General features: G+C 74.2%; 8 protein-coding genes. 1 reads left to right on the plus strand and 7 read right to left on the minus strand.

The genetic code is table 11. The features are described from left to right. The 6 genes from QM633_RS09650 to ychF form a co-directional block, all read right to left on the minus strand. Window positions 1-698 (minus strand): hypothetical protein (locus tag QM633_RS09650; protein ID WP_415153543.1); only part of this gene is annotated, 698 nt, incomplete at its 3' end. After that, a complete protein-coding gene (locus QM633_RS09655) occupies window positions 695-2053 on the minus strand; it encodes a DUF58 domain-containing protein (RefSeq protein WP_415153544.1) in 1359 nt (452 codons plus the stop codon). The genes QM633_RS09655 and QM633_RS09650, both read right to left, overlap by 4 nt. Window positions 2054-2056: 3 nt before the next feature. Further along, window positions 2057-3022 (minus strand): AAA family ATPase, encoded by a 966-nt coding sequence (locus tag QM633_RS09660; protein ID WP_415153545.1) that lies wholly within the window; start codon window positions 3020-3022, stop codon window positions 2057-2059. A 17-nt stretch (window positions 3023-3039) separates the two neighbouring features. Beyond that, the gene (locus QM633_RS09665; protein WP_415153546.1) at window positions 3040-9063 is read right to left on the minus strand and encodes an Ig-like domain-containing protein; all 6024 of its coding nucleotides are present in this window, start codon (window positions 9061-9063) and stop codon (window positions 3040-3042) included. Continuing rightward, window positions 9063-10190, minus strand: coding sequence for a serine/threonine-protein kinase (locus QM633_RS09670; protein ID WP_415153547.1), 1128 nt, complete (start codon window positions 10188-10190; stop codon window positions 9063-9065). The genes QM633_RS09665 and QM633_RS09670 overlap by 1 nt, the downstream gene beginning before the upstream one ends. Before the next feature lie 387 nt (window positions 10191-10577). After that, window positions 10578-11654, minus strand: coding sequence for a redox-regulated ATPase YchF (gene ychF / locus QM633_RS09675; protein ID WP_415153548.1), 1077 nt, complete (start codon window positions 11652-11654; stop codon window positions 10578-10580). Between the two features lie 146 nt (window positions 11655-11800). Between ychF and QM633_RS09680 the strand changes: the two genes are divergently transcribed. Further along, a complete protein-coding gene (locus QM633_RS09680; RefSeq protein WP_415153549.1) occupies window positions 11801-12736 on the plus strand; it encodes an HAD-IA family hydrolase in 936 nt (311 codons plus the stop codon). A gap of 150 nt (window positions 12737-12886) precedes the next feature. Here QM633_RS09680 and QM633_RS09685 read toward each other — a convergent pair. Beyond that, window positions 12887-14060: M18 family aminopeptidase (locus QM633_RS09685; RefSeq protein WP_415153550.1), on the minus strand; the 1174-nt coding region annotated here is incomplete at its 5' end.

A 14060-nucleotide genomic window follows, 5' to 3' on the forward strand; every position in this document is an offset into this window, starting at 1 on the left:
CTGGTGAGCCGGACGCCGCTCGCCCGCGCAGCCCGCTGCAGCGTCCTGGTCCGCTCGGCGCGGGCCCGCCAGGCGAGCCAGCCCAGGGCGAGCAGCAGCGACGCCCCGCCGATCACCGCCTCGCGGGGGGCGGCGACAGGCACGCCGGCCACCCGGACCGGCGGGGTGGCCACGTCGGGGCCGAACGCCAGCCCGAACCAGGCCATGGCGAGCGCGACCGGCGCGGCCGCGACGAAGCCGCCGGAGCGCCGCCAGGACGCGAGCAGCGCCACGAGGGGGCCGATCAGGAAGACCACCAGCGCGGGCGCGAGCAGGTTGCGGTACCCGCCGACCGGCAGCTCGACCGTGACCAGGTCCTTCCAGGCCGTCGCGAGACCGGCCAGGAACGACGCGGTTCCCCTCGCCAGGCCCACCCGGTACGCCGGGACGGCCACGACCGGGCCGAGCACCAGGAGCCCGACCAGCCCGGATCCCGCCACCACGGCCGCGGACCAGCCGAACCGGTGCGCGAGGACCGCGAGCGCCGCAGCGAGGGCGACCGCGACACCGACCAGCAGCAGGTAGGCGGCCGAGGCGTAGATCGGCCACGCCGCCCAGACGGCGAGTGCCGTGGCGGCCAGGACGTAGACCGTGCCGCCGGCCTCCAGCCGGCCGAAGCCCCCGCGTCGACGCGCCCGGGCCGGCCGGGTGCCGGTCACGACTGCGCTCCCCGCACGAGCAGCCGGGTGAGGTCGCCGAGCACGCCCACGGTGAGCACGGCCATGCTGCCGAACCGGCGCATGGCCGGGCGGGCCCGCTCGTCGCACACGACCGCGATCACCGCGGCATCGGCCGGGAAGGCGAGGGCCGCCTGCCGCAGCGCCCGCAGGCCGACCGGCGAGCCGCACACCAGCACGGCCAGCGACAACTGGTCGCAGGCCGCCGCGGCCAGGCGGCACACCTCGCCCAGCGGCACCGTCGACGCCGTCGACTCCACCGTGCAGAAGCCGTCCAGCAACGCCCGCGGCGAGCGGGCGGGCAGTGTCCGGATCGCCCGCACCCGGGCGCGGAGCAGCTCGGGGACCTCGACGCTCGCCATCACCTCCAGGTCCCGCCCGTCCCGGATGGCCTGGAGGCCGATCGAGGCGGCCGCGCTCACCGCCAGCTCGAACTCGTCCTCATCGACGTACTCCTCCGCGGCGCAACTGAGCACGACGGCCACCCGGGAGCGCCGCGACTCCTCGTACTGGCGCACCATCAGCTCTCCGGTCCGCGCCGTCGACTTCCAGTGGATCTGGCGGCGCGAGTCGCCGGCCACGTAGGGGCGGATCGCATGGAACGACACGTCGGAGTCGACCAGCTGACGCGTCGGCGACCCCTCCAGGTCGCGCACCAGGCCCACGCTCGTGGACGGGACCCCGACCGTCCGCGGGTGCACGTAGAGGTCGTGCACGTCGTCGAAGGCGATCTCGCGACGGAACACCCCCACCGGGTCCGCACGGACGGCCGTGACCGGCCCGACGGTGACGATCCCCCGCCGGGCCGCGGGCACGACGAGGTGCGCCTCGTGCCCGCGCCCGGGCCCCAGCAGAGGGAGGGCGAGTTCGACCAGGCCCGACCCCACCGGCACCTCGAGCCGCCCGGGCAGGGCGCTGCGACGCCCGAGGTTGAGGATCCCGACCGCGCCGCTGACCTCGCTGCCGGCGACCACCCGCCGGGCCGTGATCCCCAGGTCCACGGCGTAGTCGGGGCGGCCCACCAGGAACGGGACGGCCAGCGCGACCAGCACGAGGGCGGCGAGCCCCGCCACGGTCCACTCCACCCAGCCGAGCAGCCACCCGACGCCCAGACCCACGCTGGCGGCGCCGACGACCAGCCAGCCGGCCGGCGTCACGGTCTTCGCCACCATCCGTCCCGCGGCGGCCAGCCGCGTCCGCGCCGCAGGCCAGAGGCCCAGCCACGAAGCCGCCGCTGCCGCCAGCGCGCCCCTGCGCCCGGTCGGGTGAACCGTCCGGGTGCGGGTGGAGTCGGGCTGTCCCCTGCTGCGGCCGGCCCGGGATTCGGTGGACTCCATCGCTCAGCCGGCGGCCCGCTCGCTGGGCGGCGGAACGCTGAGTACCACCTGCGCCACCACGGCCTCGGCGGTGACACCGTCGAACTCCGCCTCGGGGTGCAGGATCAGCCGGTGGGCGAGCACCGGCTGGGCGAGCAGCTTCACGTCGTCGGGGACGACGTAGCCCCGACCCTGGGACGCGGCCCGCGTCCGGGCCGCCCTGGTCAGCGCGATCCCGCCGCGGATCGACGAGCCGAGCCGCACCTGTTCGGCGTCCCTGGTGGCCTCGACGAGCCGGGCGATGTAGTCGTAGACGAGCGGGTCGAGGTACACCTCGTGGGCGGCGGCCGCGAGGTTCAGCATGGCCTGCGGCGAGACCACGGGGCCGATGTCGCGGCGCAGCACCGCGGAACCTTCGAGGATGCGCACGGTGGAGGACCGGTCGGGGTAACCGAGCGAGGTCCGCAGCAGGAAGCGGTCCAGTTGCGCCTCCGGCAGCCGGTAGGTGCCGGCCTGCTCGACCGGGTTCTGAGTGGCGATCACCAGGAACGGCCGCCCGACCGGACGGGTCACGCCGTCGATGGTCACCCTGCCCTCTGCCATCACCTCCAGCAGCGCCGACTGGGTCTTCGGGCTGGCCCGGTTGATCTCGTCGGCGAGCACGACGTTGGCGAACACCGGCCCGGCGTGGAACTCGAACTCCCCGGTCCTCTGGTCGTACACCGTGATCCCGGTGACGTCGCCCGGCAGCAGGTCGGGCGTGAACTGGATGCGCGTGCTCGTGCCCTCCACGGACTGCGCCAGGGCCCTGGCCAGCGAGGTCTTGCCCGTGCCGGGGACGTCCTCCAGCAGCACGTGGCCCTCGCTCAGCATCGCGGTCAGGACGAGCTCGACGACGTGGCGCTTGCCGACGATCACCTGCTCGACGTTGTCCGCGATCCCGGCGAAGGTGCGCTGGAACCAGGTGGCCTGGTCGGCGGAGAGGGTCATGGGGTCGTCCTCCTCGGTCAGGGGGTGTCGGTCGGGTCGGCGGTGGGCGTCGGCGCGGCCGTCGGCGTCGGGGTGGCGGTGGGGTCGCAGTCGCCCCAGGTCGTGGTGGTGTAGGCGGTCAGGCCCCACGCGGCCGGCCAGGCCACCCGCAGCGCCAGGTTGCGCACCTTGGTCGCGGTGGCCGGCGCCGTGCCGTCGCTGCCCGCCGCCTGCCAGCTTCCCCCTCCGGATGCGTCCGGCACCCAGTAGTCGGCGTTCGACGCGTCGGCGGTGATCGTCGCCTTTCCCCCGGTCGACTCCCCCGCCGAGGTGGGCACCCTGCCTCCCGTGCACGAACCCAGGCCGAGCCCGGTGACCTGCACCTGGTAGGGCGCGACCGGCCCCGCGGCCGCGTCGGCATTGGCCGCCACGACGCCCCAGGCGCCGCACTCGTCGGTCCACTGCTCGTGGCAGTACCGGACGCGGAACCCGGAGGCGAAGTCGGGGCCGAACCTCCCCGACGGCTCGTCGAAGACGGCCTTGTTCCGGTACGGCGGCTGCTCCGCGGACGTCGGGTCGGCGGTGACCAGCCACTGGGGGTGGGCCGAGGAGCCGGCGGCGGACGCGTTCACGACGAAGCGGTAGCCGCCGGGCGCGGCGGGCTCCTGCACGGCCCGGACGGTCCGGGTCACCTCGCTGGTGCCGTACACCTGCCCGTTGTAGACCGACGCGGCGCACAGCGTGATGTCGTAGGCGTCCCCGGCCCGGACGCCGCTGAAGACCTGGCTGGTGGCGGTACCGGTCGGCTGGCAGGGCTGACCCGCCCTGGCGAAGCCGTAACGCAGCTCGGAGCCGTCGCCGTTCGCCGACGCCGACCCGTTCGCGGTCAGGTCGGCGGTCGTCGCACCGGGGGCGACGGTCGAGCTGAGGTCGAGGACGAGGTCCTGCGGCGCGCCGACGCCGTTGCCGTAGACCGTGATGCTGTTCGGGTCGCCGGAGCCGCCGAGGTCGGGCGGGGAGTTGTACCGGGAGACCGGCGTGATCGTGATCCGGGTGCGGCTGTTGGAGCCCACCTCGAAGGCCGGCAGCTCGACGGTGGACTGGTCGCGGCCGACGCTCACGGTGGTCGAGCCGCCGGCATCGGAGGAGATCCGCAGCCGGTCGGTCTGGGCGGCGTCGATGCCGGTGATCGCGAGCGCCACGACCTCTCCACGGCCCGAGGAGGTCACGACCGGCACGGCCGTGGCACCGTCCGGCGACGGCGGGGACCCGTACGCCCACGCGTCCACGCTCACCGCAGCCTTCGACTCCCCGACCGCGTTGTAGGCGCTCACCTGGTAGGAGCGGCGGTCGCCGATCGGGGCGGTGATCGGGTCGCAGACGCCTGCGGCGTCGCAGCTGCCGACCCGGTCGCCGCCGCGGCGCACGATGAACCCCTTCAGTTCCGGGTAGGCGTTGCGGGCGGCGCCGGGCTTCACCCGCAGCGTCACCGAGGCAGTCGAGAAAGCGACCTGGCTGGCGCTGTCGGGTGCTTCGGGATAGCCGAGCAGGTCCACGGCCAGGTGGCCGTCCCGGTCGCCTGCGGTCGTGCGCCGCTGGGCGTCGCGGACGGAGAAGGTCGCCGTGCAGGAGCCGCCAGGGGTTCCCTCCGCCCAGCTCACCCGCACGGTGGTCGCGGAGGCGACCGTGTAGCTCACCCCGGGACAGTCGCCGCCGCTGCGCACGTCGATGAGCACCAGCGGCGTCCGCGGCAGCGGGTTCACCTCGCCGGGCGCACCGACCACCCTCACCTCGCAGGAGCCGCCCTTGGCCTGCGAGCACTGCTCCCCCGCCGTGCCGCCCTGCGGCAGCTGGCTCGGCGCAGGGCCGACCCGCACGGTCAGCGCCGCGGGACGGACACCGTCGTGGCTGGTGATCCGGATCAGCACCCGCTCGTCGCGCCCGGGTATCGCGTCGTCGTGGGCGGTGATCGAGATCCGCTGGCCCTTCAGCGCCACGTCGAAGAGGTCGACGCCGCCCGTGGCCGCGGTGTAGGTGACGGCGGCCTGGTCACTGGCGCCGTCCCAGCTGGTCATCCTGGCCAGGTCGTAGCTGGTGTCCTCACCGGGACTGAGGGTCACCGACGCAGGCCCCAGGCTCGGCTGCGGCGCGGCCGGCGTCACCCGGATCGGCACCGCGAGCACGGTCCAGGAGTCCTGGCCCTGCAGTCTGACCGGAACGTAGCAGGAGTCCGTCCACGGCGCGCCGCGGCCGGCGCGGTACTCCACGACCGTGCCCGACACCGGCCGGCACGACGCGTTCCGCCTGGCGCCGGACGCGGCCGGCCCGTCATCGCCCACCTGCAGGGCCCCGGGGCCGGGCAGCGCGACCAGGTCGGCCATGTCGAAGCGCACCGACTCGTCCTCGGCGACCTCCCGCGGTTCCCGTCCGCTGCGCAGGGTGAGCTGCACGTCCTTCGCCCCTGGCACGACGAGGAAGGCCCAGGTCGCGATCACGCTGCCGTCGGACGTGGTCAGCGGCGTCCCGTCGGCACCGGTGGCCGTGAACTGGAGCGGGATGGTGCGGGTCCGTTCGGGCGCCTCGCCGGAGACCGACCAGCCGTCCGCCGTGGCGTCGGTGACCGCGCCGGCGCCGTCCCACAGGCTCAGCCGGAGCCGGGAGACCTCACCGCCGGGCCAGCTGGCCCTGCCGGTGACCACGTCGACGCCGGCGGCGAACTGCGGGCGCGTCTCCGCGGTGAGCACCGTGTCCGAGACGACCGGGAAGTTCGGCACCTCTTTCGTGACCACCTTCACCACGATCAGCCCCGTGCCGGTGTTGCCGGAGGAACTCTCCACGTCGTACCGGTAGGACAGCGTGCCGGGCGCCTCGCCCGCCGAGATGACGACGTCGCTGTCGGTCCGCTCGCCGAGCAGCGCCAGGAGCCGGGCGAAGTCGGGGTTGGCCGAGCCGTCCGCCAGTGTCCTCGGCACGTTCGGCTGCACGCCGGTGATGCGGAGCGTGCCGCCGGTCGGGTCGATGTCGTTGGCGGCCGCAGCCACCCGCACGCTGTTCGCCGCACCGGCCTGGACCTGGACGTCGTCGGTGTAGGTGACCGGGGCGGGACTGGCCTGCTCGTCGAGCACCCCGACCCGGACGGTGCCCTCGCCGGTGGCGCCCCTGCTGTCGAGGACCCGGTAGCCGAAGGCCACCTGGCCGCCCTCGTCGCCCGCCACGCTGGTGTAGACGATGCTGCGGCCGTCGGCCGACACCGCCGCCGACCCGCGCGCGGGCTGGGTGAGGACGCGGTCGAGCCGCACGGCGTCGCCGTCCGGGTCGATGCCGAGGTCGTCGAAGCCGATCTCGACGCTCTCCCCGCTGAGCACCCGCCCGGTCAGGGTTCCGGGGCGCGGGGCGCGGTTCTCCTCCCCCGCCAGCACGGTGACGTGGACGGTGGCGTCGGCCGCCAGGTCGGGGCTGCCGTAGGCGAACACCGAGTAGGTGATCCGGTAGCTGCCGGGGGTGGCCGGCGCGAGCGTGCGGACGAGGTTGACGGAGGCGAAGGCCAGGGCGGAGGGTTCGGTGCTGCGGACCGAGCGCGGGTCGAGGGTGACCGTGCTGCCCGACGGCGCGATGTCGTTGGCCGTCACCGGGATGTCGAGCTGGGCGCCCGCGCGGACGGTGACCGTGTCGTCGACGGCGATCGGGGCGACCCGGGCGGCCGGTGGCAGCAGGTAGACCGTGGCCTGGCCGCGCACCTGCGCGCCCTCCCCGTCCGAGACCGTGTAGTCGACGGTGCCCAGCCGTCCCGGCGCTCCGTCCGCGGTGGTGCCGAGCACCCGCAGCGACGACTGGCCGACGACGTCGACGGTCAGGGTGGCGCCATCCTCCGCCGTGGAGGTCACTGTGCTCAGCAGCAGGACGCGTCCGGTGGGATTGTCGACGGGTGCCAGCACGTCGAGGGTCGCGTCCTCGCTGGGCCGGACGAAGGCGAGCACCGGGGCGGTGGCCAGCCCCGCCGTGGTGCCGTCGGTGAGGGTGACCCGCACCTGGGCGGTCGCCCTGGTGGAGCCGTCGGTGATCGTGTAGTCGATGATCCGGGTGCCGGCCTCACCGGAGGAGAAGGTGAAGGCGAGCGACCCGGTGACGACGGCCGCCGTGCCGTCGCCGTGGACGCGGACCTCGCTGAGCTCGAGCGTGGCTGCCGTTCCGGTGACGTGGCCGGCGAGCGAGATGCTGCGCGGCTCGCCCGTGGCCTGGGTGGTGGCGAACGACTCGGCGGCCAGCGCGGGGCGCCCGGTGACCCGCACGGTCAGCTGCCTGGTCGCGGTGCCGCCGCGGGTGTCGGCGACCGTGACCTCGACGGCCACCTTCTCCGCCTCGGTGGCGGACGCATCGTGGTGCTGGACGACCACGTCACCCTCGGGCGTGGCCGCCACCGACACCGATCGGCTGGTCGAGCGGGCACCGAGGACGAGCAGCGGATCGCCGTCGGGGTCGACCCAGCCGGTGAGCACCGGGACGGTGACGGTGCCCCCGGGTGCGACCTCGGCCTGGGGCCAGCTGGCCAGGCAGTCGCCCGGGCACCACACCGGCGCCTCCTCGGCCGTGCCCGCGGCCACGGTGAGGGTGACGGTGGCCAGGTCCGAGTAGCGTCCGGCGGCCGCGGTGCCGTCGGTGACCCGGTAGGTGAAGGTGGCGCTGCCCCGCGCGCCGGCGGCCACCCGCACGGCCAGGCGCTGGTCGTTGTCGGTGAGGGTGAGCCGGCCGAACCCCGGGTCCAGGCCGGAGACCCGGGTGGGGTCGATGGTGAGCACGTCGGTGTTGGGGTCGTGGTCGTTGAGCAGCACCGGCAGACTGACCAGCTCTCCCGCGCGCACGCCGAACCGGTCGTCCTGGGCGACCGGCGGCCGGGGGTCGAGCACGACCTCGGTGCGGCTGCCCTGCTCGGAGCTGTCCTGCTGCTGCGGCTCGGCCAGCGACCAGTCCTGGCTGGAGGGGACCAGCCGGCCGTCCGGTAGCGTCCACACCCACCCGGAGCGGGTCTCGTTGAGGATCGCCCGGTCCGATCCGAGCTGGAACTGCGGGACCGCATCCTCGGCGAGCTTCCGTCCGGCGTAGTCGAGCTCGCTGCTGACCCCGTCCCGCCACAGCGTCCCGGCGCCGTCGGGGGGCAGCCAGGCCGCGGTCAGCGCTCCATCCACGACCACGGGCGCGGCAGGGATGCCGAGGCTCGCGCTCGCCAGGTACAGGCGGCTCGCCACGCCCCGGACGTCGATGCTGACCAGGCCGCGGCTGTCGGCGAGGGCGACCAGGGCGCCGTCCGCCGTCGCCCGTTGCAGCTGTACGGCCCCGTTGGTGGGCAGCAGGACGGGCGCCGCCACTCCCGACACCCACGCCCGGCGCCCGTCGCCGGCCAGCAGCACCCAGTGGTCGCCGACGGCGCTGACCTGCAGGCCGCTGCCGGTGGGCGCGTCCGCGACCCGGTCGAGGGAGAGCAGCGTGGCGGCGGCGATGTCGTAGCGCAGGACGCGTCCCGTCCTGCCCGCGTAGGCGGTGAGAACGCCCCGGTCGTCGAGGGAGACGGCGTCGGCGCTGAACGGTGCGGCGTCCGCGCCGGTCGCCTCCGGATCGCGCAGCTGGTTCAGCGCGCCGAGGCTGCCCGGGTGGCCGTAGGAGACGGTGCCCGCGTCGCTGCGGAAGGCGACGAAGTCGCCGGCCCTGGCGACGTCGACGGTGCCGGTCGGGGTGGCGGGCGCCTCCTCCAGCGCGTCGGAGTCGAGGTCGGCGGGGCTCGATGCGTCGATCCGCACCAGGCGGCCGACCCCGTCGGCGAGCAGGTAGGCCGCCCCGCCGGCCTGCGTGACCCCGGTCGCGTTGTGCACCTGCCGGACGGTGTCGAGTTCGCCGAGTTCGGTGTTCACCCGCGCGTACCGCTGGCCCTCGCCGGACTGCAGTGCCCAGACCGAGACGTCGGTGCCGGCGGCGCGGCGGGCGTCCAGGCCCGGCCAGAGCACCCCGCCCACGACGAGACCGGCGACCGCGACGAGCACGCCGGCCCTGATCAGGAACCGCGCGGACATCACACCACCCGCCACAGGTGCAGGATCACGACGGCCAGCACGACCAGGACGGTGGCGCCCACCCCGACCAGGAGCCAGGGCCAGGCCGGACGGGTCGCGACCGCCGGACCGGGGTCGGGGGTCCCGCTCTCGGCGGTCCGGCCGCCGAGGGCGGGTGCCGCGGACCGCTTGCGGGCGCTGGGGTGGGCGACGCTGGCCCGGACCGGACCACGCAACCCGCTGTCGGAGAAGTCCACTCCGGGGGGCGTCCAGGGACTCGGCGCGACCTCGAGGGGGGTCTCGGGCTGCCCGAGGCCTCGCTGCACGGCCTGGAGCGCCACGGCGAACTCGCCGGCGCTCGCGAAGCGGGCGCCGGGATCTCGCCGCAGTGCCGTGGCCAGGGCGTCCTCGAGCGCGGCCGGGACGTCGCCGCGCCCGGTCGGGACGTAGCCGGCGCGGACGATCCGGCGCCGGAGCTGCTCTGCGGTGTTCTGGCCGGCGCCCTCCCGCTCGAAGGGGCTGCGCCCGGCGAGCAGGGAGTAGACGGTGGCGCCGAGCCCCCACACCTCGGAGGCGACGCTGCCCGCCGTGCGCTCGGCGATCACCTCGGGCGCACTCCACGGCACGGACATGGCGAAGAGCTCGTCCGTGCCGGTCGCGGTGAGCGAGGCGGCGATGCCGAAGTCGGACAGGACCGGGACGCCGAACTCGGTGAGCAGGATGTTGGACGGTTTGACGTCGCGGTGGATCAGGCCGATCCGGTGGGCGGTCTCGAGCGCGCCGGCGACCTTGATGCCCACCGCGAGCGCCTCGGCCACCGGAATGCGCTCCCGGCGGTAGCGCTCCCCGAGGGAGGTCGGGCAGTACTCCATGACGATGTAGGGGCGCCCGTCCGCGGACACGCTGGCCTGGTACACGGTGAGGATGGACGGGTGGGCGCTCAGCCGGGCGAGGACGTCGGCCTCGGCGTTGAACATGCGGCGCACGTCCGCGTCCGCGAGGGCCGGGGGCAGCACCTTCACCGCGACCTGGCGGCGGGGCAGGTCCTGCTCGTAGAGGTAGACGTCCGCGAAGCCGCCAGAACCCAGGGGTCGCAGGTAGGAGAACCCGGACAGTACTGGGGCGGTCGTCGGTGGACGAGTCGGCAAGGCTCCCCCGGAAGAGCTTCAGCGGCACTGGTCTGGGGAGCACCGGCCAACCGCAACCGGCCGACCCGAACTCCCGTTTCGCCACGAGGGTACTCCAGCCGCCGCCCGCGCGCCCTGCCGAGTCCGCCGCAGGCAACTCAGCGCCGGCGGGCCGGGACCTCGAAAGTGAACACCGGCAGCTCGCGCCCGGGGATCGACCCGCTCCGGCAAGAGGTGTCGCGATCTGTCCACGGGACGCCGGAGCTGAGGCGTCGCGGCCTCGCGGGATGCCGTTGAGTGGCCGGATCGCGACAAGGGGCACTCCGACGGCACGGGTCCGGGCCAGTCGCCCGGATACCTCTTGCAGCGCGTCGTCGCGACAGGCGGCGTTCGTGACCCGTGGCTGTCTCAAGCCTTGCTGAACCGGAACTCGACCACGTCGCCGTCGGCCATGACGTAGTCCTTGCCCTCCATCCGCACCTTGCCTGCGGCCTTCGCCGCGTTCAGCGAGCCGGCCGCGACCAGGTCGTCGAAGCTGACGATCTCGGCCTTGATGAACCCCTTCTGGAAGTCGGTGTGGATGACGCCGGCGGCCTCGGGTGCGGTCGCGCCCTTCCGGATCGTCCACGCCCGGGACTCCTTCGGGCCCGCGGTCAGGTAGCTCTGCAGGCCGAGGGTCTCGTAGCCGACCCGGGCCAGAGTGTCCAGGCCGGGCTCGGCGATCCCCATCTCGACGAGGAACTCACGCGCCTCCTCCGGCTCCATCTCGACCAGTTCCGACTCGATCTTGGCGTCGAGGAAGATCGCCTCCGCCGGCGCCACCAGCGCCCGCATCCGCTCCAGCAGGGCGGTGTCGGCAAGCTCGTCGGAGTCGCAGTTGAAGACGTACAGGTACGGCTTGGCCGTGAGCAGGAACAGCTCCTTGAGCGGCTCCAGGTCGAGCCCTGCGGCGTGCACGCCCACCCCGGAGTCGAGGGTGGACTGCGCCTGCCGGAACGCTTCGAGCGTGGGGACCCGATCCTTCCGGATCCGTGCCTCCTTCTCCACCCTGGGCAGCGCCTTCTCGATGGTCTGCAGGTCGGCGAGGATCAGCTCGGTCCGGATCGTCTCGATGTCGTTGCCCGGGTTCACCGCCCCGTCCACGTGGGTCACGTCAGGGTCGCGGAACACGCGGGTCACCTGGCAGATCGCGTCCGCCTCCCGGATGTTCGCGAGGAAGGCGTTGCCCATCCCCTCGCCCCGGGAGGCACCCTTCACGATCCCGGCGATGTCGACGAAGCTCACCGTCGCCGGCACGATCCGCTCGGAGTGGAACAGGTCCGAGAGCACCGCGAGTCGATCATCCGGTACCCCCACCACCCCCACGTTGGGCTCGATCGTCGCGAACGGGTAGTTCGCCGCGAGGACGTCGTTGCGGGTGAGTGCGTTGAAGAGGGTGGACTTGCCCGCGTTGGGCAGGCCGACGATACCGATGGTGAGAGCCACGAGGAGAAAGCCTATCGGGCGCGAGGGCAGCCGCCGGTCGCGACCTGGCCGGCCGCTGCCGTCGGTGCGCCGTGGCGTGAGTCCGGCCACCGGACACGGGGGGCGGCCCCACCCCGTCCCGGTTCAGGGCGCGAGAAGCTGGACGCATGCAGCTGACCACGGTGATCTTCGACCTCGGCGGCGTCGTCCTCGACTGGCAGCCCGAGCGCGCCTTCGGGCAGGTGATGCCGGCCGCCGACGTCCCCGCCTTCATGGACCGGGTCGGCTTCGCGGAGTGGAACCGGGACAACGACCGGCGGGCGCGCATCGACGGGGCCGAGGCCGAGCTCGTCCGCCGCTTCCCCGCCGACGCGGAGGGGATCCGCGGCTACCGGCGCCACTTTCTGCACAGCGTCACCGGGATGGTCCCCGGGACCTCGGCGGTGATCGCGGAGCTCGCCGCGGGCCACCTCACCCTCGGCGCGCTCACCAACTGGGCCGAGGAGACGTTTCTGCTGACCAGGCGCCGCTTCGGCATCCTCGACCGGTTCGCCGACATCGTCGTCTCCGGGTCGGAGGGGATCGTCAAGCCCGACCCGGCGATCTTCCTGCTCGCCTGCGAGCGCCTGGGCGTGGAGCCGGCCGCGGCGGTGTTCGTGGACGACTCGCCGGCGAACGTCGAGGCGGCCACCGCGTTGGGGCTGACCGGGCTGCGGTTCGCCGACGCGGAGCGGCTGCGGTCCGACCTGGTCGGGCTCGGCCTGCTCGGCGAGCCCGTCCCGACGCGGGGGCCGGTGTTCCACCTCGCCCTGCGCGCGGCCTGGGACGCGGCGGTGGCCGCCGGCGCGTACCCCTGGTCGACCGCCGGCGTCGGCTACGAGCAGGCGGGATTCGTGCACTGCTCGTTCGCCGACCAGGTCGAAGGGACGCGGTGGCGTGTTCACCCCGATGTCGACGACGACGCGCTGGTGCTGCTCGAACTCGAGGCGTCCGGCCTTCCGCTCGTCGTGGAGGGTGGCTACCCGCACCTGTTCGCGCCGCTCCCGCTCGACCGCGCGACAGCGGTCCCGCTGCCCGGCCAGGTGTACCCGGGAGGCTGCTGATCAATGCTGTTCCGAGCGAGGACGTGCCGGGCCGGATGAGCGTCACGGCCACATCGTGGGGGCGATCCCGGGCGCTGTGCCCCCGGTGTGGCCGCCGCAGACCGCCCGACCCGGCGCACCGCAGCCGGGACACGATTGTCCAGCAGTCTCCTAGGCGTCCGCCTCCGCGTAGAACGCCTCCAGCGCCCGGGCCAGCCACCGTGGATCCTCCGCACCGCACAGCTCGCGGGCGGAGTGCATGCTCAGCAGGGGGACGCCCACGTCCACACTCTCGATGCCCAGCCGGGTGGCGGTGAGCGGGCCGATCGTCGAACCGCACGGCACCGAGTTGTTCGACACGAACGGCTGGGTGGGAACGCCGGCCGCACGGCAGATCCGCAGCCAGCGCGCCGTGGAGGGCCCCTCGCTGGTGTAGCGCTGATTGGCGTTGACCTTCAGCAGCGGGCCGCCGTTCACCGTGGGCCGGTGGTCGGGGTCGTGCAACTGCGGGTAGTTCGGATGGACGGCGTGCCCGGCGTCCGCCGACACCACGAAGGAGTTCGCCAGGGCCCGTGCGACCTCCTCGCTCCCCCAGCCCAGGCCGGACGCGATCCGGCCCAGCACGCTCTCCAGGAACGGCCCGGACGCCCCGCTGCGCGACGCGCTGCCGATCTCCTCGTGGTCGAAGCAGGCGAGCACCTGCACCTGGGTCGCCGCGTCCGTCCCGGCGAGGGCGACGACGCCGGCGTGCACGCTGGTCAGGTTGTCCAGTCGCGGCGACGCGAGGAACTCCCCGGTCACGCCGATGACCTGCGGCGGCTCCGTGACCGCGGCGAACAGGTCGTGCCCGTCGATCTCGTCGCGGTGCAGGCCGAGGCTGCCGGCCACCGCCTGGAGCAGGTCGAGGGACGCGGTGCCGAAGACGGGCTTGAGGTTCACCTGCCGATCGAGGTGGAGGCTCTCGTTGACGCTGCGGTCGAGGTGCGGGGCGACCTGCGGGATCCGCAGCCAGGCGGGCGTCCGGACCAGCCTGACCTCCCCGGCGCGCGTGACGATCCGTCCGGCGAGCCCGAACTCGCGATCCAGCCAGGAGTTGAGCAGCGGCCCGCCGTACACCTCCATCCCGGCCTGGGACCAGCCGTAGGCGTAGGCGGACGGCTCGGGCTTGAGCTTGAAGCCGGGCGAGTCGGTGTGGGCCCCGACGATCCGGAAGCCGACCGGGCCGGCCACCGCGTCGGGCGTCCGCCAGGCGACGACGGCACCGTCGCGCAGCACGTAGTGGGCGCCGGCCGCGTCCCAGGCGTCGGGCTCGCGCAGCTCGGTGAAGCCGGCCCCGGCCAGCCGC

Origin of the sequence: Propionicimonas sp. (assembly GCF_047606205.1) — a bacterium.
In the GTDB taxonomy this organism is placed as follows: domain Bacteria; phylum Actinomycetota; class Actinomycetes; order Propionibacteriales; family Propionibacteriaceae; genus Propionicimonas.